This is a genomic window from Mesorhizobium sp. ES1-3, from assembly GCF_020164795.1.
Classification (GTDB): Bacteria; Pseudomonadota; Alphaproteobacteria; order Rhizobiales; family Rhizobiaceae; genus Mesorhizobium.
In genome coordinates this window covers 23,234-45,887 of the sequence record NZ_JAIUGW010000007.1, presented here as the reverse complement: position 1 = coordinate 45,887, position 22,654 = coordinate 23,234, and the positions used below count along the sequence as shown (strand labels likewise).

General features: G+C 64.1%; 22 protein-coding genes. 12 read left to right on the top strand and 10 right to left on the bottom strand.

The window, feature by feature from the left end:
- Positions 1 to 2: 2 nt before the first annotated feature.
- Positions 3 to 1,148, top strand: coding sequence for a nickel/cobalt transporter (locus LB536_RS12440; protein WP_263489045.1), 1,146 nt, complete (start codon positions 3 to 5; stop codon positions 1,146 to 1,148).
- Positions 1,149 to 1,189: 41 nt separating this feature from the next.
- On the opposite strand, the gene denD is transcribed toward LB536_RS12440, so the two are convergent.
- The 4 genes from denD to LB536_RS12420 form a co-directional block, all read right to left on the bottom strand.
- The gene (gene denD, locus LB536_RS12435; RefSeq protein WP_224592599.1) at positions 1,190 to 2,167 is read right to left on the bottom strand and encodes a D-erythronate dehydrogenase; all 978 of its coding nucleotides are present in this window, start codon (positions 2,165 to 2,167) and stop codon (positions 1,190 to 1,192) included.
- Between the two features lie 12 nt (positions 2,168 to 2,179).
- Positions 2,180 to 2,392, bottom strand: coding sequence for a hypothetical protein (locus LB536_RS12430; RefSeq protein ID WP_140755990.1), 213 nt, complete (start codon positions 2,390 to 2,392; stop codon positions 2,180 to 2,182).
- Between the two features lie 92 nt (positions 2,393 to 2,484).
- A complete protein-coding gene (locus LB536_RS12425; protein WP_224592596.1) occupies positions 2,485 to 3,465 on the bottom strand; it encodes a cation diffusion facilitator family transporter in 981 nt (326 codons plus the stop codon).
- A 14-nt stretch (positions 3,466 to 3,479) separates the two neighbouring features.
- Positions 3,480 to 4,166 (bottom strand): GNAT family N-acetyltransferase, encoded by a 687-nt coding sequence (locus LB536_RS12420; RefSeq protein ID WP_224592593.1) that lies wholly within the window; start codon positions 4,164 to 4,166, stop codon positions 3,480 to 3,482.
- A gap of 83 nt (positions 4,167 to 4,249) precedes the next feature.
- On the opposite strand from LB536_RS12420, the gene LB536_RS12415 reads away from it, so the two are divergent.
- A complete protein-coding gene (locus LB536_RS12415) occupies positions 4,250 to 5,434 on the top strand; it encodes a pyridoxal phosphate-dependent aminotransferase (protein ID WP_224592590.1) in 1,185 nt (394 codons plus the stop codon).
- Positions 5,435 to 5,637: 203 nt separating this feature from the next.
- Positions 5,638 to 5,982, top strand: a complete 345-nt coding sequence (locus tag LB536_RS12410) for an SHOCT domain-containing protein (RefSeq protein WP_224592587.1) — start codon at positions 5,638 to 5,640, stop codon at positions 5,980 to 5,982.
- A gap of 124 nt (positions 5,983 to 6,106) precedes the next feature.
- Here LB536_RS12410 and LB536_RS12405 read toward each other — a convergent pair whose 3' ends face one another.
- From LB536_RS12405 to LB536_RS12390, 4 genes are all read right to left on the bottom strand, one after another.
- Entirely contained in the window at positions 6,107 to 6,862 is a 756-nt protein-coding gene (locus LB536_RS12405) for an SDR family oxidoreductase (protein WP_224592584.1), read from the bottom strand.
- Positions 6,859 to 7,041 carry a hypothetical protein gene (locus tag LB536_RS12400; protein WP_224592582.1) on the bottom strand — a complete coding sequence of 61 codons (183 nt, stop codon included), beginning with the start codon at positions 7,039 to 7,041 and terminating at the stop codon, positions 6,859 to 6,861. Before LB536_RS12400 ends, LB536_RS12405 begins: the two co-directional genes overlap by 4 nt.
- 122 nt (positions 7,042 to 7,163) lie before the next feature.
- Positions 7,164 to 7,901: a tellurite resistance TerB family protein gene (locus tag LB536_RS12395; protein ID WP_224592579.1), complete on the bottom strand. Its 738-nt coding sequence runs from the start codon at positions 7,899 to 7,901 to the stop codon at positions 7,164 to 7,166.
- Positions 7,902 to 8,019: 118 nt separating this feature from the next.
- Positions 8,020 to 8,952: a rhodanese-related sulfurtransferase gene (locus LB536_RS12390; RefSeq protein WP_224592577.1), complete on the bottom strand. Its 933-nt coding sequence runs from the start codon at positions 8,950 to 8,952 to the stop codon at positions 8,020 to 8,022.
- A 199-nt stretch (positions 8,953 to 9,151) separates the two neighbouring features.
- Between LB536_RS12390 and LB536_RS12385 the strand changes: the two genes are divergently transcribed.
- The gene (locus LB536_RS12385; protein ID WP_224592574.1) at positions 9,152 to 9,790 is read left to right on the top strand and encodes a 2-dehydro-3-deoxy-phosphogluconate aldolase; all 639 of its coding nucleotides are present in this window, start codon (positions 9,152 to 9,154) and stop codon (positions 9,788 to 9,790) included.
- Positions 9,791 to 10,212: 422 nt separating this feature from the next.
- On the opposite strand, the gene LB536_RS12380 is transcribed toward LB536_RS12385, so the two are convergent.
- The gene (locus LB536_RS12380; protein ID WP_224592571.1) at positions 10,213 to 12,024 is read right to left on the bottom strand and encodes a DUF882 domain-containing protein; all 1,812 of its coding nucleotides are present in this window, start codon (positions 12,022 to 12,024) and stop codon (positions 10,213 to 10,215) included.
- Between the two features lie 408 nt (positions 12,025 to 12,432).
- A complete protein-coding gene (locus tag LB536_RS12375; RefSeq protein ID WP_224592568.1) occupies positions 12,433 to 13,968 on the bottom strand; it encodes a sigma-54-dependent transcriptional regulator in 1,536 nt (511 codons plus the stop codon).
- A gap of 213 nt (positions 13,969 to 14,181) precedes the next feature.
- Here LB536_RS12375 and LB536_RS12370 point away from each other — a divergent pair, with 213 nt between their 5' ends.
- The 8 genes from LB536_RS12370 (at position 14,182) to LB536_RS12335 (ending at position 22,422) form a co-directional block, all read left to right on the top strand.
- Positions 14,182 to 16,020 carry a M3 family oligoendopeptidase gene (locus LB536_RS12370; RefSeq protein WP_224592566.1) on the top strand — a complete coding sequence of 613 codons (1,839 nt, stop codon included), beginning with the start codon at positions 14,182 to 14,184 and terminating at the stop codon, positions 16,018 to 16,020.
- A 357-nt stretch (positions 16,021 to 16,377) separates the two neighbouring features.
- On the top strand, positions 16,378 to 17,097 hold the full coding sequence (locus tag LB536_RS12365; RefSeq protein WP_140810566.1) for a proton-conducting membrane transporter: 720 nt from the start codon (positions 16,378 to 16,380) through the stop codon (positions 17,095 to 17,097).
- Between the two features lie 162 nt (positions 17,098 to 17,259).
- Entirely contained in the window at positions 17,260 to 18,414 is a 1,155-nt protein-coding gene (locus tag LB536_RS12360) for an aminodeoxychorismate synthase component I (RefSeq protein WP_411966544.1), read from the top strand.
- Complete coding sequence (locus LB536_RS12355; protein WP_224592560.1) at positions 18,363 to 19,025, top strand: aminotransferase class IV family protein; 663 nt, start codon at positions 18,363 to 18,365, stop codon at positions 19,023 to 19,025. Before LB536_RS12360 ends, LB536_RS12355 begins: the two co-directional genes overlap by 52 nt.
- 19 nt (positions 19,026 to 19,044) lie before the next feature.
- Entirely contained in the window at positions 19,045 to 19,332 is a 288-nt protein-coding gene (locus LB536_RS12350) for a YciI family protein (RefSeq protein ID WP_140810570.1), read from the top strand.
- A complete protein-coding gene (locus tag LB536_RS12345; protein ID WP_224592557.1) occupies positions 19,329 to 20,261 on the top strand; it encodes a heme-dependent oxidative N-demethylase family protein in 933 nt (310 codons plus the stop codon). The genes LB536_RS12350 and LB536_RS12345 overlap by 4 nt, the downstream gene beginning before the upstream one ends.
- A 152-nt stretch (positions 20,262 to 20,413) precedes the next feature.
- Positions 20,414 to 21,859, top strand: coding sequence for a homospermidine synthase (locus tag LB536_RS12340; RefSeq protein ID WP_224592554.1), 1,446 nt, complete (start codon positions 20,414 to 20,416; stop codon positions 21,857 to 21,859).
- 185 nt (positions 21,860 to 22,044) lie between these two features.
- Entirely contained in the window at positions 22,045 to 22,422 is a 378-nt protein-coding gene (locus tag LB536_RS12335) for a hypothetical protein (RefSeq protein WP_140756023.1), read from the top strand.
- Positions 22,423 to 22,654 lie beyond the last annotated feature (232 nt).

The following is a 22,654-nucleotide window of genomic DNA, read 5'->3' as shown; positions in this document are numbered from 1 at the left end:
CCATGATGCATTTCGCCAATGCCGCGCACGCCCAGAGTTCGCTCGGCATCGGCGTCAATGACGGCATGGCGCCGACCACCGGTCCGTTCGCCCATATCCTGATGTGGATCAATCTCAGGCAGCAGGAATTCTATCGCGCGCTGGCGACAGCCATGAAGGCGATGCGCCAGGACAACAGCAAGATCTGGATACTCGTCGGACTGTCCTTCGCCTACGGCATTTTCCACGCCGCCGGCCCCGGCCACGGCAAGGCGGTGATCTCGTCCTACATGGTGGCAAACGAAGTGGCGCTGAAGCGCGGCATCCTGTTGTCCTTCGTCTCGGCGCTGCTGCAGGGCCTGACGGCGATCCTGGTCATGCTGCTTGCATATTTCGTCCTGCGCGGCACCACCATCTCGATGACCGATGCGGCCTGGTTCATGGAGATCATGAGCTTTGCCCTGGTCACCCTCTTTGGCGCCTGGCTTTTGTGGCGTAAGCTGGGTCCAGCCGTCCTGCGCCTGTTTGGCAAGGGGCCAGCCTACAGCCTCTCGGCGGCTCACGCCGGTCATTCCCATGCGGGCCATGCTGGTCAGTCCCACGCCGGCCATTCGCATGGCGCTCACGACCATACTGCGCATGCACATTCCCATGCACTTCACGCGCATGGGGATCACGACCATGCGCATGGCCATTCGCACGATCATCACGACCACGGCGCGCATGGCCACCATCATGACCATGGCGCGCACGATCATGCGCATCACGACCACGCCAGCGGCGAGGTCTGCGAAACCTGCGGCCATTCGCATGCGCCCGATCCGGCGCTGCTTTCGGGTGACCGCTTCGATTGGCGCACGGCCTGGTCGGCGGTGGCGGCGGTCGGCATCCGCCCCTGCTCCGGCGCGCTGATAGTGCTGAGCTTCGCGCTTCTCAACGGGCTCTGGCTCGGCGGCTTGCTGTCGGTGCTGGCGATGTCGATTGGAACCGCCATCACCGTTTCGGCGCTGGCGACGCTTGCCGTGACCGCCAAGAACTGGGCGGTCTATTTCGCCGGTGACGGCCGCATGGGCAACCGCATCCATTCGATCGTCGAGATTGGCGGCGCGGCCTTCGTGTTCCTGTTTGGACTGCTGTTGCTGTCGGCGAGCCTGACAGGCACCGTGTAGAGCTGCCCATACCGTTGGATGGGCAAGGCGCACCGCAACTCCTAACCGGGAATCTTGCCGCCGAGCTCATCCTCGATATGGGCTCGGATGATTTGGTCAAAACTCTTCTCGGCGCTGAAGCCAAGCTCCCTTGACCGCCGCGCCTCGAACCGCGTCGGCCAGCCCTTGACGATCGCCCAGATCGTCTCGTCGGGCACCTCGCGGATCAGGCTTACCGCCTTCGATCCGGCGATGCGTTCCAGCGCCTCGATCTGCTCACCGACGGTGACGGCGACGCCCGGCATCGTCAGGTTGCGGCGCGGCCCGACAGCATTGCCGTCGATGCCAGCCGCATGGATCAGGAAATTCACCGCCGAGCGCGGGCTGGCGTGGGTATGCACGACCGAGCGCGGCACCGGCAGGATCGCCTCCTGCCCGCTCAGCGGTTCGCGGATGATGCCCGAGAAGAAGCCGGAGGCCGCCTTGTTCGGCTTGCCCGGCCGCACGCAGATCGTCGGCAGCCGGATGCCGATGCCGTCGAAGAAGCCGCGCCTGGAATAGTCGGCCAGCAGCGCTTCGCTCATCTGCTTCTGGGTGCCGTAGGAGGTCAGCGGCGTCGGGTGGAATTCGTCCGGTATGACATCCGGGAACGGCGCGCCGAACACCGCGATCGACGAGGTGAACACGACGCGCGGCGCGAACCCCGCCAGGCGGATGGCGTCGAACAGCGCGCGCGTGCCGTCGAGGTTGACGCGGTAGCCGAGTTCGAAATTCGCTTCCGCCTCACCCGACACGATGCCGGCGAGGTGGAAGACGACGTCGGGCCGCGACGCAACCAGGCCTTCTGCGGCGCCTCCTTCGGCAAGGTCACCCATGTGCAGTGCGACGCTGACGCCGTCCATGGCTGGCGCCTGCGGCGGCACGATGTCGTGCAAATCGAGCGCGGTGATCTTCTTGCCGCGCAACGTGCCGTCCTTGGCCAGCCGGGCGATGAGCTTGCGGCCGACCATGCCCGCGGCGCCAGTGATCAGAATGCGCATGTCCGATACCCCTTACTTGTCCCGATTTTTGCGCTGGGTGCGCGCGCGCAGCCAGAACACCAAGAAAAACGCCAGCACGAAGGCGGTGCCGAAGATACCCGCCAGCACGGTCGAATAGTTGCCGAGTGCCAACATCACGGTCGGCAGGTAGAAAACGGCAATGCCAAACAGAAGCATGATCCAGACCGCCGCGATGGCCGCATTGCGCGTGTCACGGTCCATCATGCTGCACCACCGGAGCGGCGGTCGTTCATCGGGCTGAGTTTCAAGGCTGGAGAACTCCTGAGGCAGATCCGACTAATGGTCATCGATCGGACCTAGTGATATTGGCCATGACGCGGGGCCGCATCGTGCTCATGCTCATGCTCATGCTCATGATCGTGGTCGTCGCCATCGTCAGCGCACTGGCCGAATTCCGATTCCACGGTGGCATGGCTGATGCCGTGCTCGCTGGCAAGCCGCTTCTTGATGGCACTGACCGCCTGATGCGCATCGACGCCCTCGTCAAGGCAGGCGTGCAGCGTCGCCATGCTGCTCGTGCCGTCGATCGACCAGATATGCATATGGTGCACTTCGCGCACGCCCTTGACTGTTGTCTGGATATCCCCGGCGATCAGGTCGCGGTCGAGGCTTGGCGGCACGCCTTCGAGCAGGACGTGGGCGGCGGCGCGCATCAGTGACCAGGCGGTGGACAGGATCAGCAGCGAGACCAGCACGGACAGGATCGGGTCGATCGGCGTCCAGCCGGTCGCCACGATGACCAGTGCCGCCACGATCGCGGCGGCCGAGCCGAGCAGATCGCCAAGCACATGCAGGATGGCGCCACGCATGTTGAGGTTGTCTCGATCGCCGCCATGCAGCACCAGGAAGGAACCTATATTGACCAGCAGGCCGAGGATCGCCACCACCAGCATCGGTCCGCCCAGCACCGGCGCCGGTGTCAGCAGGCGATTCCATGCCTCGTAGACGATCCACAGCGCGATGACGAAGATGGCGATGCCGTTGGTGTAGGCTACCAGCGTCTTGACCCGGCCGAACCCATAGGTGAGCTGGCCGGTCGCCGGCCGGCCTGCCAGATGGAAGGCATACCAGGCCAGGCCGAGCGCAATGGCGTCGGCGAGCATGTGGCCGGCATCGGCCAGCAGCGCCAGCGACCCCGTAAACAGGCCACCGAGCGCCTCCGCCACCATGAAGCCCGCGGTCAGGCAGGCCGCGATCAGGACGCGCTTCTTGTCGGTCGAGCCATGCATATGGCCGGCGCCGTGATCGTGCCCGCTGTGATCGTGGGTATGCGCCAAATGGCAAACTCCCGTTACGCGCCGAATTCCGCGCGAAAATCTTCCAGGCGGCGCTTCTGCTGGCCATCGGCGTCGAAGTTGGCCGGATCGAGCCAGGCTTCATAGGCCTTGCGCAGAGCCGGCCATTCCTCGTCGATGATCGAATACCACGCAGTGTCGCGGTTTTCACCCTTGACGATGAGATGCTGGCGGAAAATGCCCTCGAACTTGAAGCCGAACCGTTCCGCCGCGCGCTTCGACGGCTCGTTGCGGTTGTTGCACTTCCACTCGTAGCGGCGATAGCCGAGTTCGTCGAAGATGTATTTCATGAACAGGAACTGCGCTTCCGTCGCCGCCGGCTTGCGCGAAATGAGCGGTCCCCAGTAGATGTTGCCGATCTCGATGACGCCATGGGCCGGATCGATGCGCATCAGCGTCTGGCGTCCCGCGATCTTGCCGCTGGCCTTGTCGATGACCGCGAAGAACAACGGATCCTCGCTCGCCTCCACCTTGTCCAGCCAGGGCTGGAAGGCGGTGCGGGTTTCCGGCGGATAATCGGGTAGCCAGGCGAAGCGGCCGTCGACATCGGCTACGGACGACGCTTCATAGAGGCCGTCGCCATGTGTTGCGGCACTCAGCGGCTCGAGCCTGACATAGCGGCCCTCCAGCACCTTGCGCTCGGGCCGCGGGCGCGGCTGCCAATTTTCAAGATTTTCCGACACCAGAAACTCCAATCCGTTTGACTTTTGCGAGCGGACGCTCACAAAAACGCTGCCGCAGAGTAAGAACCACAGGGACGGGAAAAATGCTCCACACGATTTCGGCCTTCGACCGTCTCGGCGAGGAAAACGCCTTTGCCGTGCTGGCGCGAGCAACGGCACTTGCCCAACAGGGCCGCGACATCGTCAATCTCGGCATCGGCCAGCCCGACTTCAAGACGCCGCAGCACATCGTCGAGGCGGCGATCAAGGCGCTGCGTGACGGCCATCATGGCTACACGCCGGCCAACGGCCTTCTGGCAACGCGCGAGGCGGTGGTGCGGCGCACGCTGACCACCACCGGCGTCGAGGTCTCGCCCGGGGCGGTGATGATCATGCCCGGCGGCAAGCCGACCATGTTCGCCGCCATCCTGATGTTTGGCGAACCCGGCGCGGAGATCCTCTATCCCGACCCCGGCTTTCCCATCTACCGCTCGATGATCGAATTCACCGGTGCAACCCCCATTCCCGTGCCGATGCGCGAGGAGAACGGCTTCGCCTTCTCGGCGCAAGAGACGCTGGCGCTGATCACGCCGAAGACCAGACTCCTGATCCTCAACTCGCCGGCCAACCCAACCGGCGGCGTCACGCCCCGGGCCGAGATCGAAAAACTGGTCAAGGGGCTGGAGAAGCACCCCGACGTCGCCATCCTCTCCGACGAGATCTACGACGTCATGACCTACGACGGCGAGACGCATTGCTCGCTGCTCGGCTTTCCCGAGATCCGCGACCGGCTGATCGTACTCAATGGCTGGTCGAAGACCTGGGCAATGACCGGCTGGCGCATGGGCTGGTCGATCTGGCCGAACGGCGACAAGGGCGCCCATCTCTACGACAAGGTGCGCAAGCTGGCGGTCAATTGCTGGTCCTGCGTCAACGCGCCGAGCCAGTTCGCCGGCATCGCTGCGATCGACGGCCCGCAGGACGACGTCGACAAGATGATGCGCGCCTTCGACAACCGCCGGAAGATCGTGGTCGAAGGCCTGAACGCCTTGCCAAACGTCTCCTGCATCACGCCCAAGGGCGCCTTCTATGCCTTCCCCAATGTATCGAAGACCGGCTGGAAGGCCAAGAAGCTCGCCTCGGCGCTACTCGACGAGGCCGGTGTGGCGCTGATCGGCGGCCCCGATTTCGGCATTCTCGGCGAAGGCTATATCAGGCTTTCCTACGCCAATTCCGAAGAGAACATCCTGCGCGCGCTGGAGCGGATCGGAGCGTTCCTGACAAAGTGAGCTCGAGCGACGCGCTCCAAGCCTTGTTGTTATCAAGCGCGTCTTCGCGACGGTCCAGTCGCAGTCTCGGCGTCGCAAGCATCGCCGCCGCATGATGACCCGGAGCAAAAAAGCAGGCGTTTGATCCAGCGCAAAATGCCGGGCTGCCTGACGTGTAGGATGACAATCGTCAGCGATAGGACAATCCCATGCGGAAAGCTTTGATGAAGTCCCCCACGGCAATCAGCGCGATCCTGGCCCTTGCGCCCGGCGCTGCATGGGCACAGGCACTGCCGGATGCGGACAGGTATGCCTATGGTCCCCGCATGATGTGGTGGGGCGGAGGTTGGGCGATGATTTTCGGTCCGTTGTTCATGATCCTCTTTTTCGTCGTGTTGGTGGCTGCCGTTCTGCCTCTCACTCGCTGGCTGGGCGGGGCGGTTGTAATGCCACCTCATCACCACGCGCTGCCGGGTCGCTCGCCTGTTGACATTCTCAAGGAGCGCTTCGCGCGCGGCGAAATCGACAAGAACGAGTTCGAGGAGCGACGGCGAGTGCTCGGCGATTGATGCACATCGCCCAAAGTGGGCAGCGGCTTCGGCGAATGCATCGAGACAAAAACCTGAAGCGCGTCGTCTGAACCCGTCTCAGCGCGACATGCTGTAGGTGCTTCGCTCGACCAATGCTTGGCGGCTATCCGCGGCCGACAAACGGCATCTTCGTCGCCATCACGGTCATGAACAGCACATTGGCGTCGAGCGGCAAGCTCGCCATGTGAAGCACCGCGTCGGCAACGCGCTGGACATCCATCACCGCTTCGGCGGCGATCGAGCCATTGGCCTGCGGCACACCGACGGTCATTGGCTGCGCCATGTCGGTCAGCGCATTGCCGATGTCGATCTGGCCGCAAGCGATGTCGAAGGGACGGCCATCGAGCGCCAGCGTCTTGGTGAGCCCCGTAATGGCGTGCTTGGTCGCCGTATAGGGCACGGAGCCCGGACGGGGCGCATAGGCCGACACCGAGCCGTTGTTGATGATGCGGCCGCCCATCGGCTTCTGCTTGCGCATGGCGCCGAAGGCAGCGCGCGCGCACAGGAACGAACCGGTGAGATTGACGCCGACAATATCGTTCCACACCTCGACCGGGATCTCGTCGATCGGCGTCGACTTGTAGCCCATGCCGGCATTGTTGAAGAGCAGGTCGACGCGGCCGAACGCCTCCGCCACCGTCTCGAACAGATCGTCGACCTCGCCGGCCTTGCTGATGTCGCAGGCAACCGCCAATGCCTTGGCCTCGGTCGGGCCGATCTTGGCGATCGCGGCATCCAGCACCGGCTTGCGGCGCCCGCAGAACACCGTGTTCCAGCCCGCCTTGAGTAATGCCGTGGCGACGCTCTTGCCGATCCCGGTGCCGGCGCCGGTGACGATGGCGGTTTTTTGCTCGGTCATGGCAGTTGTCCTCCGGCGGCGCTGTGCGTGCTCGCCTGATCCACAAGTTTGGTTCGAGTGGAGAAGGCATCGCAAATGATGGCGGCGATGGCAAGCGCGGCCACCGGGACATGCCGTCGAAAAGTGAAACGCGTTTCTCTGGAGAGAACCAGGCGAACGCCGACAAAAAGGGCGGTCATTGGCGACCGCCCTGATCTGAACCGGGCTTGGGAGGAGGAAAGCCGATCCGACTGTGTAGAATCATGCGCTTCCTGAGTTAACGAAAGGTAAACGCCTCCAGGGCCCTCTGTGCCAATCCGGGTTACCACCGCGGATTGGGTGACGTACCCTTGGCGGCCGGCACTTTCGCCGCCGAAACCGTTGCCTCGACATGGTCGATCAGGGCATCCGGCAGGCCAAGCCGCCCGGCAAGCAGGTCGAGGTAACCGCGCTCGGCGCGCGTGTCGGGGTCGATGGTGAGGCGCGACGCGGTATAGAGCTCGAGCTTCTGCGCGTCGGTCCTGGCGCCGGCCACCAGCGTGTCGAGGTCGAGCGGGCTCTCCAGTTCCGCCATCAAGAATTTTTCAGCATCGGTGCCGATCCCGGCGAGGCTGAGCTTGCCGGCGATCTTCTGGCGTTCCTCGTCGTCGACATGGCCGTCGGCCTTGGCCGCCGAGATCATCGCCCGCACCAGGGTCAGCGTGAACTCATCCTCGCCTTGTGGCGCCTGCGACGGGTGGAAGGCAGTGTCCTTGGGTGGCGGCAGCAATGCCGGCTCGCCGGCGGCGGGCGCCTGTTCCGGTGCGTTGCCGGCCTTGTAGTTCTGGTAGGCCTTGTAGGCGAGGCCACCGATGGCGGCCAACCCGCCGAGCTTCACCGCGGCACCCGTCACCTGCCGGCCGGCCCCGGTCCCAAGCAGCACGGCCGCCAGCGCACCGGCGGCCAGCGGATTATCCTTGGCCATCTGCACCGCCTGGCCGGCCTTGTCGCGGACCGTGCCGCTGGTGCCGGGAACTTGCGAGCCGAGCAGATCGTCGAGAAGCTTCTTGGGATCGAACATCGATGCCTCCAGGATTTGCCCGGCCGAACGGGCAGGTTTCGAACGCCGAAGACGTAGGTCCCGAAGCTTGACATTGCAATGACAGGCGGCCCCGGTTTGCCCGGCCCCGGCGCCTCCATCAGGATCCGATATGCGGTCCCCTGCCCCGGGCTTGCGCGAGCTCGACCTGCCGCTGGCGCTCTGCGTAGCGCTTGCGGTCCTCATCCGAGCGGGCGTCGAAGCAGTGCGGGCACGAAACCCCGGCGGCATATTTCGGCGACATCAGGTCGCTCTCCGTCAGCGGATGGCGGCACGCGCGGCACAATTCCGCGGCGCCCTCCGCGAGGCCGTGCGACACCGAAACCCGCTCGTCGAAGACGAAGCATTCGCCTTGCCAGAGGCTCTGTTCGGATGGAACCTCCTCGAGGTATTTGAGAATGCCGCCCCTGAGGTGGAACACATCCTCGAAGCCGAGCGACTTCACATAGGCGGTCGCCTTTTCGCAGCGTATGCCGCCGGTGCAGAACATCGCCACCTTGCGGCCTTCGAGATCCGCCCGATGCGCTTCTACCCAGGCCGGGAACTCGCGAAAGCTCGCCGTCGCCGGGTCGACGGCGCCCTTGAAGGTGCCGATCGAGACCTCATAGGCGTTGCGCGTATCGATGACGATCGTGTCGGGTTGCGAGATCAGCGCATTCCAGTCGCCCGGTTCGACATAGGTGCCCGCGCTTGCCGCCGGGTCGATAGTCTCGACGCCCATGGTGACGATCTCGCGCTTCAGCCGCACCTTCATGCGGTGGAACGGCATGGCCGCGGCACTGCTGTACTTGACCTCGAGGCCCGCCAGTCCGTCGATGGCTTGGATATGTTCGACCAGCGCGGCGATCGCTTCCTCGCTGCCGGCTACGGTTCCGTTGATGCCCTCATGAGCCAGGAGCAGCGTACCCTTGATGCCGCGGCCGCAGCAGAAGGCCGCAAGCGGCGCGCGCAACGCCGCGAAGGCGTCGAGCCGGGCAAAACGGTAGAGCGCGGCGACGCGAACTGGCTGGGATGGCGCGGGCGGTGTTGTCATTGCCTGAGCAACTAGACGCTCGTGGAAGCCGATTCAAGGCGAAACGGGTCGGGCTGCCTGTCATGGCCTTGTCGAGAAAGAACCTTTAAGCTTGATGGCAGCGCGTGACATCGCGCCGCGACCGGTTTCGTGGACAGGGCAATACCCGTCTGCTAATCGGTTGAAATTCCCTTCGATGCGGCCTGACAAGGAGAGACAGATGCCCAGCAAGACCGAGAAACTCCTGTCGCTCCTCAATGGCCAGCCAGTCATTCCGGTGTTGAAGATCGCCAACGTCGCCGATGCGGTGCCGCTGGCCCGTGCTCTGGCGCGCGGCGGCTTGCCTGCGATCGAGATTACGCTCAGGACCGCGGATGCGCTCGAAGCGATCCGTCGTGTGGCGGGCGAGGTCGAGGAGGCCATCGTCGGCGCCGGCACCATTCTTGACAGCAAGCAGTTCGACGAGGCAGCCGGCGCCGGTTCGCGCTTCATCGTCAGCCCCGGCATCACCCGCGAGCTTCTGGCTGCCGCCGCCGACAACGAGGTCCCGTTGCTGCCCGGCGCCATCACGCCCGGCGAGATCATGGCCGCGCGCGAAGCCGGCCTACGCTTCCTGAAATTCTTCCCGGCCGAACAGTCCGGCGGCATCGCTTCGCTGAAGGCTTTTGCCTCGCCGCTGGCGGATGTCAAATTCTGCCCGACCGGCGGCATCACTGGCAAGAACGCCGCCGACTATCTCAGCCTGTCCAACGTCATCTGCGTCGGCGGCTCGTGGGTGACCCCCGACGACATGGTCAAGGCCGGCAAGTGGGACGAGATCGAAGCGCTCGCGCGGGCCGCGAGTAAGCTTCAGCGATAACGCCTGTCGGCTCGGCACGAAAGAGCCCGGCCGACTTTCGCCAACCGGGCCGCATTGCTTTCTTCTCAAGCACAGGTCAGTTGCAGACCCTGACCCTCTCGACCACCCTGTGATGGTGCTGCCAATGCGTGACCACCTTGGTCCTGCAGTGATGCCTACCATGCTTGACGATCAGAGTTTCAGCTTGCGATGGGGCGATCGCGGCCGATGCTGCCGCCACTGCCAGAACCGATGCCAATAGTATCTTCTTCATGAATTTCCTCAGGTTGGAACATACCCACACCAACTGGGAAACGAGCAAGCGGTTCCGGCTTCACGAGGAGTTCAGCAGCACGTGATCCATCGCCGATGCATCGTGCCTCGGACAGCAAAAAGCCGCGCGGGTCGCCCGGCGCGGCTTCAGCAATATTGTGGCCTGTTCATTACTTCGTCTGGAAGCGGGCGACCGACAGGAACTTGACGGCATTGCCGGTGAAGCGGCTGGCGTCGGCCATCTGGTTGCTCGGCTGGAAGCCGGCCGTATAGACCTCGCTCGGCGGCGTATGCACGATGTTGTAGGCGTAGCCCGGCGCGGTCGTCGCGCTCGAAACGGTAGCGACGTTCTCGCCGCTGGTCAGTGCCCAGCGGGCGGCCTGCGGCGCCGCGGCAACCACCACGGCCCTGGGGCCGGGTTTCTGATCGCGGGCGGTGGCCCTGGCCTCCTTGCGGGTCGTCTTCACGCCGGCGCCGATCGCGGCGACCGGATCGGAACCGGCAGGACGGGCGGCAACAGCCTGGCGCGGCGACGCCGCATCGACACCCGACGGATCGTTGAAGGCCGAACGCGGCTCTTCGGACAACGAAGCCACCTGATATTCGGCGGCGGTGCCGACCTGGGCATTGGCTTCGTCGAGCACGGCCTTGACGGCGTCGGGCTTGGTTGGCTCGGGACGCGCTGTCGGCAGCACGGAGAACGCATCCGTCGCGGTCTTGTCCTGGTCAGCCGTTTCGGCCAGCGCCATCAGCACATCCTTGCTGGGCGGCGGGGCGAGGTCCGCTGGCAGCGAGTGCTCGGGGCGCCATGTCGGCAGGGGAATGTTGTTGACGGCAACCTGCGCCTGATCGGCGGCGGCGGCTTGCGCGATGGCTGCCGGATCGGACTTGCCGAAAGGCATGTTCGCCGGTGCCTGCGCGGTCGCCACTGCCTGTTCGGTGGTGGCCGTCGCATCCGCCATGGCGAAGGGAACATTCTCAGGCTGTGCGCCGACATCGGCCTTCGGCCGGGGCGCGAAATCGGGCAGCGGGATTTCCTTGGCCGGCAGCGCCGCGATGATCGTCTCCGGCGTGTTCTTCTCCGGCTCTGGGGCTTGCTCGTCGGCAAGCTGAGGAATGTCGGCGCGCTGGGCATTCTCCGGGGCCACGATGGCGATACCAGGCAGGTTGCTGCTCTTCGCGGTCGCGGCCGGCTTCAGATTTCTAGCCTTGGGCGCAGGTGCGGCCGAAGCGGTCTCCACGTCGGCGCTGTCGTCGGCCTCGTCGGCGCCACCGCCGCCGAACAAGGCAGAGAGGAACCCGCCGGATTTCTTGCCGCTGCCGCCGGCGCTGGCCATTTCGATATTCGGTGTGCCGGAACCCTTGCGCGATTGATAGGAGGCCAGCGCCTGTTCATAGCCGGGCAGCGGCCGGCCGTCGCTCGGCACATGCAGCGTCTTGCCATTGGGGAACAGGCTGACCAGTTCCTGGCGGCTGATGCCGGGCCAGTGGCGCACATTGCCGACATCCATGTGGACGAATGGCGAACCGGAGGTCGGATAATAGCCGACGCCACCGCCCTGCATCTTGAGGCCGATATTGCGCAGCTTCTTCAGCGGCACGCCGGGAATATAGAAATCCATCGCCTTGCCAAGCATATGCTGGCTCTTCTCGGCGACACCGCGGCTGCGGCTGCGCAGCATCGAATTGGTCGATGGCGAACGGTAGCCGCAGACAACCTGGATATAGTCGGTAGCACCGCTTTCGCGATACGCTTCCCAGACCAGATCCAGCAGACGCGGGTCCATCTTGGTGGGTTCGTTGCGGCGCCAGTCGCGCAGGATGATGTTGATCTTCCTCAGGCCCTCGGGAACGTAGCGGCCATTGCGCTTGTAGACGATCTCCGCCTTCTCGTGCGTGTGGAGGTGGTAGAGCTTCAGCGAACGAACTTCAGCCTGGGCGCCCGTGGCAGCCGCGGCAACAAAACCAAATGCGACAATCACCGCCGCCAACCATCTCGGCCAGACGCTCAAATGATACTGCCGCCCGTTTTTGAGTCGTTCGATTCTGTTCAAATCAAAAGGCCTTGCAGGCTGCCGTTTGTCCCCGGATTTGCCCAAACGGACGTGTCGTTATCACATCCGAATATCGATCCTAATGGTTAATCATCGCTTATTGAAGCCGAAATGCGGTAACACGGTGGCGATATCCCGTCAAAAATTGTCCCCAAGGTTTCTTGGTAAACCGCTGGTTTAGATCATGTTTTCCGGCTTTGGCCGAACACGATCTGTTACCGCCGGCCTTAATGCGTGAACACTGCCCGTCGAGCGCCGCCTCCGGCCCGCCATAGTCCGGGGAGGCACTCTGTCAGCTGATATAATGACGAGGGAAACTGGTCCCGGCCTTGCGGCTCAGGAAGCAAGCCTGTCGACGCGGCCGGTTTCCGGGTCGATGCCGTATTCCTTGAGCTTGCGGTAGAGCGTCGAGCGGCCGATGCCGAGCCGGCGGGCGACCTCGCTCATCTGGCCATTGTAGTGATCGATGGCGAGCTTGATCATTTCGAGTTCGACATCGGCCAGCGCACGCACATTGCCGCGCTCGTCGAGTGCCCGCAGCATGCCGAAGCGGGGCTGCGCCCCGGCCGGCTGCTCGCGCACGGGAGCGGTCTCGTCGGACACGACGTCCTCATCGCGCGGCGCCAGCGGCGGCGCGGCGCCGCCTGCTTCGAACGTGTCGTCCGCGTCAAGATTGACGGTGCCTTCCACCTGCGCCCGGATCTGCGGAAAATCGTCGGCGGTCAGCACATCGCCTTCGCACAGCACCGAGGCGCGGAAGACGGCGTTTTCGAGCTGCCGGATGTTTCCGGGCCAGTCATAGGCCTGCAGCACCGCGAGCGCCGCCGCCGAAATGCCCTTCAGCCGATGGCGCGGGTCGGCCGGCGCCACCTTTTCCATGAAATGCGTGACCAGATGGGGAATGTCGTCGCGGCGATCGCGCAGCGGCGGCACAAAGATCGGGTAGACGTTCAGCCGGTAGAACAGATCCTCGCGGAACTTGCCGTCCTTGACCTGCTGCAGGAGGTTGCGATGCGTCGCCGAAATCAGCCGGATGTCGACCTTGACGGTCGAGCGGCCGCCCACGGGATCGACCTCGCCCTCCTGGACGGCGCGCAACAGCTTGACCTGCACGTCGAGCGGCAGGTCGCCGATCTCGTCGAGGAACAGCGTGCCGGAATGCGCCTCGACGAATTTGCCGGTGTGCTTGTCAGTGGCGCCGGTGAACGACCCTTTCTCGTGGCCGAACAGGATGGACTCCACCAGATTGTCGGGGATGGCGCCACAATTGACCGTGACGAACGGTTTCGAGCGACGGTCGCCGCTTCCTTGGATGGCACGCGCCACCAGTTCCTTGCCGACGCCGGATTCGCCCTCGATCAGGATCGGGATATTGGAGGCCGCCGCTTTCTGGCCGAGGCGTATCACCCTGTCCATGGCCGGACTGTGGGTGATCATGTCCCTAAAGGTCAGCAGCCCGCCGCGTTTGCGCGACGTGCGCTTGACCTCACCCTCGACGGCCTCGACCTTGAGCGCATTGGAAATCGAGGCCTGCAGCCTGTCGGGCGAGGCCGGCTTGACGACGAAATCGAAAGCACCGTGGCGCATCGCCGAAACCACGGTTTCGATACCGCCCTGGGCGGTCTGCACGATGACCGGCACGCTGATGTCGCGCTCGCGCATCGCCTTCAGCACGCCGATGCCGTCGAGACCGGGCATGACCAGGTCGAGAATCACAACCGAGACGTCGCGGGCGCCACGCCCGTCGAGAACTTCGAGGCCGGCAGCACCGCCATCGGCGACGATCGCGGTATGGCCGAACCGCGTCACCGCCGCCTCGAGCAGCCGGCGCTGCACGGGATCGTCATCGACTATGAGTATGGAACCTGTCATGACTGTCTTGGTTTGCCCGCGCCCGAAATCCCCATGGATCATCTTGGCACAGGGTTCTAAATAAGGTTTCAAAAAACCCGGTGAACGAATTCCTTAGGATTTGACCGGCTTCTCCATTCCCTTGATCCTGGCTTCCCAATTGCGGCCACTTGATTCAAAGCCGGCCACTCGATTCAAAAAGCCGGTTTCTTGATCCAAAAAGAAGGTATGTCGATGCGCATGATGTTTGATCGGCGGATTGCGGCGCCAGCGTCCGGTCAGGGCGCGGCCGGGCTTGGCGATCTGCCGGAATGGAACCTCGCCGACCTTTATGCCGGCATGGACGCGCCGGAACTGAAGCGCGACATTGCCAAAGCGGCTGCCGACGCCATCGCATTCGAGGCCCGCTGGAAAGGCACGCTCGCCGCCGAGGCCGGGCGCGGCAGTGCCGGCAGGCTGGGCGAGGCCCTTGCCGCCTACGAGGCGCTCGAGGAACTGATCGGCCGCATCGTCTCCTATGCTGGCCTCGTCTATGCCGGCAACACCGCCGATCCGCAGCGCGCCAAGCTCTATGGCGACGTCCAGGAGAAGATGACCGACGCCAGCGCGCATCTCCTGTTCTTCGCGCTCGAACTGAACCTGATCGAGGATGCGGCGATCGAAGGCGCGCTGGCCGGCGACCCCGCCTTCGGGCATTACCGCCCGTGGGTGCTCGATCTGCGCATGGACAAGCCTTATCAGCTCGAGGACCGCGTCGAGCAGCTCTTCCACGAAAAGTCGATCACCGGGCGCGGCGCCTGGAACCGCTTGTTCGACGAGACGATGACCGATCTTCGCTTCGATATCGATGGCGAGGAACTGACGCTGGAGCCGGCCCTCAACCGCCTTCAGGATGCCGATGGCGAGGTCCGCCGGCGTGCCTCGGAGGCGCTGGCCACGACCTTCCGCAAGAATTTGCGCACCTTCACGCTGATCACCAACACGCTGGCCAAGGATAAGGAAATTTCGGACCGCTGGCGCGGCTTCGAGGACATTGCCGATTCACGCCACCTCGCCAACCGCGTCGAGCGCGGCGTGGTCGATGCGCTCGCCACCGCGGTGCGCGAGGCCTATCCGCGCTTGTCGCACCGCTACTACGCCATGAAGGCGCGCTGGCTCGGCATGGAGGTGATGAACCACTGGGACCGCAACGCGCCCTTGCCGGAGACGCCGCAGGCGGTGATCGGCTGGGACGAGGCCAGGAACACCGTGCTGTCGGCCTATCACCGCTTCTCGCCTGAGATGGCCGAGATCGCGCGCACCTTCTTCGACCGCAACTGGATCGACGCGCCGGTGCGCCCAGGCAAGTCGCCGGGTGCCTTTGCCCACCCGACCGTACCATCGGTTCATCCCTATGTGCTGCTCAACTACATGGGCAAGCCGCGCGACGTGATGACGCTGGCGCATGAACTCGGGCACGGCGTGCATCAGGTGCTGGCCGCCGGCCAGGGCGCACTGATGGCCCCGACGCCGCTGACGCTGGCGGAGACGGCATCCGTCTTCGGCGAAATGCTGACCTTCCGTTCGCTGCTCGAGCGGACCACCGACCGGCGCGAGCGCAAAGCCATGCTCGCCCAGAAGGTCGAGGACATGATCAACACGGTGGTGCGCCAGATCGCCTTCTATGAATTCGAGCGCAAGGTTCATGCCGAGCGCCGCAACGGCGAACTGACCTCCGACAGGCTCGGCCAGTTCTGGCTGGAAGTGCAGGCCGAAAGCCTCGGACCGGCGATCAAGTTGCGCGAGGGCTACGAGGTGTTCTGGACCTACATCCCTCATTTCATCCACTCGCCCTTCTACGTCTATGCCTATGCGTTCGGCGACTGCCTGGTGAACTCGCTCTATGCGGTCTACCAGAATGCCGAGCGCGGCTTTCAGGACAAATATTTCGAGATGCTGCGTGCCGGTGGCACCAAGCATCATTCGCAGCTTCTGGCGCCTTTCGGCCTCGACGCCACCGACCCTGCCTTCTGGCAGATCGGGCTCGGTGTGATCGGCGGCCTGATCGACGAATTGGAAACGCTGGACGATTGAGACGCCTCTCGCCCGGCAAGAACAGTTTAGCCCGAATGCATGTATGGACCGTGCTATTCTTGCCCTAAATATTTGTTCTTGAAGAACTCTGCACGGACGTTTTCCCATAGCTTTCGGCAAGCTCTATGGTAGCTTTCCCTTCAAGCTCAGCCGGAGCGCATGCGGATCGGCGAGGAAAAGTCCCGGCCGGCCGTGCGCTCAGGCGAACGCGACAACGGCCGTTGGCCATGGGCAGGCAAAGCCGATCGCCGACAGCTCGAACCGAAGCCGGCTGTTTCGCGAATCTGCGGAACCATCGAGTAGTCCATCGCCGAAGGTCATGACCCTGCGGCAGACGGATCTGACTGGAGAGAGATAATGGGCACTTTTTTCTACATGCTGCTGGCGTTCCTGGTAGGCGTGTTGGTTGGCTGGTTCATCTGGGGGCGTTTGCGCGGTGAGCTCGACGGTCTTCGAGGCGACCTCGATCGCACCCGCGGCGAGCGCGACAAGTTGCGCGCCGACAGCGATCGCCTGACCGGCGAACTCAATGCATGCGGCAAGACCCGCTCCGACCTCGAGCGCCAGTTGCGTGAGGCGCAGGCCTCGTCGGGCGCCGGCGGAGCAAAGGCGTCAAGTCCGGCACCAGCAGCCGTGATGTCGACGCCTGCCGCTGCCAAATCCACTCCGGCTGCAGCCAAGCCGGCCGCGGCGAAGGCCGCCCCGGCAAAGGCGGCGCCGAAGCCCGCAGCGGCCAAAACTCCAGCGAAGACCTCGGCCGCTCCCAAGACAGCGCCCGCCGCCAGGAAGGCCGCAACGGCCGCAGCCAAACCGGCGTCGGGCAAGCCCGACAATCTGCGCCGGCTGATTGGCATCGGCCCGGTCAACGAAAAGCTGCTCAAGGCGCAAGGCGTCACCACCTTCGCCCAGATCGCCGCCTGGACATCAACCGACATCAAGCGGATCGAGGATGTGATGAACTTCGACGGCCGCATCGCGCGCGAACGCTGGATCGAGCAGGCCAAGCTGCTCGCCGTCGGCAACGAGGCCGAATTCGCCAAGCAGTTTCCGACGGCCGGAACCGCCAGCAACACCTGAACGATGGCACAGAGACCTTGTGAGCGGCGGCGCCCTTGGCGCCGCCGCTTCTCTTTTGCCGGCAAAGTTGGATCCGGCCAAGGTCGGCTTTGAGGGACAGGGTGCCGTTCTCTCGATTGCGCGCGCCCGGCCGCCCATATAGAGCGATCGTCGGCTACATCGATCCCGGTTCCCATGTCCCTGCCCGCCGCAATTTTCCGCAACGACCAAAGCGCGCGCCAGCTCGTTTTCGAGCGGCCGGCCGATATTATCGTCGCGCATGAGGCCAAGGACTTCCCGGCCGCGCTGCAAGCGGCGCAGGCCGCGCACGACGCCGGCAAATGGCTGGCCGGCTATTTCTCCTACGAGGCCGGTTACCTGCTCGAGCCGAAACTCGTTCCCCTGCTGCCGGGCAGGCGCCGGGCCCCGCTGGTCTGCCTCGGGGTCTTCGATGCCCCTCATGAAGAGGCGGTACCGCCGCGAAGCACGCCGACCAACGGCCCGATCTTCGACGCAAGGGCGACGTGGTCGTTCGAGGATTACCAGAAGCGGTTCTCGCGGCTGCACCAGCACATCAGGCAAGGCGATTGCTACCAGGGCAATCTGACTTTTCCGGTGCACGCGCAATGGTCTGGCGATCCGCTCGGCGCCTTCGACGCGCTGACCGAACGCCAGCCGGTGAAATATGGCGCGCTGGTCTCGCTCGGCGACCCGATCGTTCTGTCGCGCTCGCCCGAACTGTTCTTCGAGATCGATGCCGCCGGGACGATCGAAACGCATCCGATGAAGGGTACCGCACCGCGCGGCACAACAGGCGACGAGGACGAACGGCAGAAGAATTTCCTGCGCAACGACGAGAAGAACCAGGCCGAGAACCGGATGATCGTCGACCTCCTGCGCAACGACATATCGCTGATCAGTGAGGTCGGCACGCTGGAGGTGCCGGAATTGTTCCGCATCGAGACCTACCCGACCGTCCACCAGATGGTGAGCGACGTCAGGGCCAAGCTGCTGCCCGGCCTCGGCATACGCCAGATTTTCGCGGCGCTGTTTCCCTGCGGCTCGATCACCGGCGCGCCGAAGATCCGCGCCATGGAGATCCTGCACGATCTGGAAGGCACGCCCCGCGACGTCTATTGCGGCGCCATCGGCTGGGTCGCACCCGGCGGCACGATGCGCTTTTCCGTTGCGATCCGGACCATCTCGCTCTTTGCCAGCGGCGAGGCCGTCTACAATGTCGGCGGCGGCATCGTCTTCGATTCGGTCGCACAAGAGGAGTATCAGGAGTGTCTGCTCAAAGCCCGCTTCGCGACGGGGACGCCGCCGGTTTCGAGCTGATCGAGACCATGCGCTGGGAGCCCGCCTCGGGCTTCCTGCGACTCGATCGCCATCTCGCGCGCCTTTATGGCTCGGCGGCGGAACTGGGGTTCAGCTATGATCCGCAAGAAGTCGGCGAAGCCCTGAGCGGCGCGGTCGACCGATCGCCCATCGCCATGCGCACGCGGCTCGCTCTGTCGCGCAATGGCGAGGCCAACGCCTCGGCGCAGCCCTATGAACCCCTTGCCGCCGACAAGGTGTGGGCGCTGCGGCTGGCACGGACGAGGCTCGATTCGCGCGACATGCTGCTGCGCCACAAGACCAGCCGGCGGCAGCTCTACACCCATGCCCGCTCCGAATATCTCATCACCCAGGCCGACGAGGTGCTGCTGGCCAATGAGCGCGGCGAGATCTGCGAAGGCACGATCACCAATGTCTTCGCCGATTTCGGCGACGGCATCCTGGCGACGCCTCGGCTCGATTGCGGCCTGCTGCCTGGCGTATTGCGCGCCGTGCTTCTGGATGAAGGCCGCGCCAGTGAAGCGATCTACAGCTTGGATGACCTCAAATCCGCCAAGGCGCTGTTCGTCGGCAATTCGCTGCGCGGGCTGATCCCCGCCAGGCTGTCGTGACCCAAGCCCGGAGAATACAATGTTCGTCGTGTCGCTGAACTACAAGGTGCCGCTCACCGAGATCGACCGCTTGGCGCCGGGCCATATCGAGTGGCTGGAAGCCTGCTACGCCGAAGGCATCTTCGTTGCGTCCGGGCCCAAGCGGCCAAGAACCGGCGGCATCATCATCGCACGCTGCCCCCGCGAAGTGCTCGATGCCAGGTTGGCAGCCGATCCTTTCGCCCAGGCGGGCGCCGCCGACTACGACATCACCGAATTCACGGCGCGGATGACCGCCGCCGGCTTGGGCTCGTTCAAAGAGGCATGAGTTTCCGGCAACCCACCCATACGCCCTATGACGGCTCGTCGAAACTCTTCACCGTCGGTCTGAAGCCGCTGGAACCCGCGAACTGGATCGAGGTGGACGGTCACCTGCTGCCCTATCTCGCCGAGAAGCGCCGGCTCTATGGCGAAATCCCCGAGCGCGTCTTCGTCGAGGAGGACGGCACGCGCGCTGCCCAGCAAGAGGTGCTCGACTTGCTCGGCGCCTACCTGCCGGAAAGATTTCCCGACACCCACCGGCGCAGCGATGCGGGCGTTGCGGTCATGGGCGCGACGAGCCATCCGGCAGTCCCGTCCAGCCTCGCCGGCGCTCCCTTGGTAGCGGCCTCGCTGCTGGTCCAGGAAGACCTGATCCTCATGCGCCGGGGCGAAGACGGCTGGCGTCTGGCCGCGGGTTCGCTGTGCTTCCCCTCATCCTGGTCGCTCACCGAGAAATTCGGCAAGCCGCTGCAGCAGATCCATCAGCCGGTGCCGGGCTTCGGCCCGGGCACGAGACCGGCCGATCTCATCAACCGGATGTTCGATGGCCTTCAGGGCCAGGCCGTCGAGCGCTACAATTGGTCGATCCAATCAGGCGATGCGCTCTACCACCCGTTGTCCAATGTCGAGCGCATCGACCGCGCCACCAGCCGGCCGACGCGTTTCCCCGATGGTGACGTGAAGGCGCACGCCTTCATCCGCGTCGAGCGTCAAACGCTGCGCAAACTGCCCGCCTCGCGCGATATCCTGTTCACTATCCGCATCCATCTCGACCCGCTCGCCGTGCTGGCGCGGCATCCGGACCGGGCGACGCTGGCGGCGTCCTTCGCTGCCCAGCTCGAAGCGCTCGACATCGCCCAACTCGACTACAAGGGCCTGACGTCGGATCGCGATCGGCTGACCGCTGTCCTTAACCACATGGCCAAAGACGCGTAGTCGCGGGTTGGCGGTTTTCGCTGGTTTATGACAATGATCTGTGATGTAGCGCATGGCCGTTGGGCGAAAATGCCCGGCTTTTGCACGTGGTTGTTCGGCTTTTGCACGTAGTTGCCCAGCTTTTGCACGCAGTTGAAGGAGTGCTCGATAAAATGGCGAATGAAAACTGGCCCGTTTACGGTGAGATCACCGGCCCCGTGGTGATGATCGGCTTTGGTTCGATCGGACACGGAACGCTGCCGCTCATCGAACGCCATTTCAAGTTCGACAAGTCGCGCATGACGGTCATCGACCCGCGCGACACCGATCGCAAGCTGCTCGACGAGCGCGGCATCACCTTCGTCCAGGAAGCGGTGACCGAGAAGAATTACAAAAAGCTTTTGACGCCGCTGCTGACCAATGGTGGTGGCCAGGGCTTTTGCGTCAACCTGTCGGTCGACACGGGCTCGGTGGACCTGATGCGGCTCTGCCGCAAGCTCGGCGTGCTTTACATCGACACCGTCGTCGAGCCCTGGCTTGGCTTCTATTTCGACGCCAAGGCCGACAATGCCAGCCGCACCAACTATGCGTTGCGCGAGGCGCTGCTCAAGGAAAAGCACGACAAGCCGGGCGGCGCCACCGCCGTCTCCACCTGCGGTGCCAATCCCGGCATGGTGTCCTGGTTCGTCAAGCAGGCGCTGGTCAATCTCGCCACCGATCTAGGCATGGAGTTCTCCGAGCCCGCGCAGGAAGACCGCGAGGGCTGGGCCAAGCTCATGAAGAAGACTGGCGTCAAGGGCATCCACATCGCCGAGCGCGACACCCAGCGTACCAAGAAGCCCAAGCCGATGGATGTGTTCTGGAATACCTGGTCGGTCGAGGGCTTCATCTCGGAAGGATTGCAGCCGGCCGAGCTCGGCTGGGGCACGCACGAGACCTGGATGCCGAAGAACGGCAAGAAGCACAAGCACGGTTCCAAGGCCGCGATCTACCTGGAGCAACCCGGCGCCAACACCCGCGTGCGCTCCTGGTGCCCGACGCCGGGACCGCAATATGGTCTGCTGGTGACGCACAATGAGGCTATCTCGATCGCCGATTTCTTCACCGTGCATTCCAAGAAGGGGAAGGTTCAATACCGCCCGACCTGCCACTACGCCTACCATCCCTGCAACGATGCGATGCTGTCGCTGGACGAGATGTTCGGTGCCGCCGGCAAGCCGCAGCCGGTACACCACGTGCTCGACGAGAACGAACTGGTCGACGGTGTCGACGAACTCGGCGTCCTGCTCTATGGCCACGACAAGAATGCCTACTGGTACGGTTCCCAGCTGTCGCTCGCCGAGGCGCGCAAGCTGGCACCCTATCAGAACGCCACCGGCATGCAGGTCACCTCGGCGGTTCTGGCCGGCATGGTCTGGGCGCTGGAAAATCCGGCCGCCGGCATCGTCGAGGCCGACGAGATGGACTACAAGCGCTGCCTGGACGTGCAGTCGCCCTATCTCGGACCGGTCAAGGGCTATTATACCGACTGGACGCCGCTCGACAGACGCCCGGGTCTCTTCCCTGAGGACCTCGACCGCAGCGACCCGTGGCAATTCCGCAACATCCTCGTCCGATAGCATCACCCGGACCATGCGCCATTGCCTTGCAATCGCCCGGAAATCGGGCGATTGAAGGGTGCGGCCTGGGGTGGCGATGTGCGTCCGTTGGACGCTTACAGCATACCCCAGCACTTTGGACGTTCGCGTCGCGCTTCCAGAAATCGGCCCGATTTTTGGACCGACGCGTTTGGAGAGGATTTCATATGACGATTGCGCGCAAAGTTCTTTCGATGGGCATGGCGGGTGCCCTCGCCTCGATGCTTGCTGCCTGTGCCACCAGCGGCCCCGACCAGCCGCCGATGGCTGCCGCGCCGAAAGGCGTCGAAGGTTCCTGGATCGATGCCAAGGGTACTGGCCTGTCGACCTTCACCGGCGGCACCTTCACGACCGTCGCCACGGACACGGGACAGAAGCTTGCCGATGGCAGTTACACGATGACCGGCGCCACATCGGTGCAGATCAACGGCACCTCGCTGATCCGCCAAACCCCGGTGAGCTTCAATTGCCTGATGGTGTCGACCAGCCAGCTCAACTGCACCAGTTCCGCCGGCCAGAATTTCGTGCTGACGCGGCGCACCTGAACCTGGCGAACGTTCCAGTCACAAAGAACGGCGGCCGCTTGGTCGCCGTTTTTGTGCCGGCAATCCCTCGCCTTTTGCGCCGGAAATACCCCGGGTTTTGCGCCAGCAAATACCACCGGCATTTCCGCTTGCGTCGGCCCGAACGCGATGGGAACATGATCGAAACGCTGGCTGCAATATCCCAGTCAAGCAAGGCGTTAACCGCCTCTGATCAGCCTACCGGGAGACGAAG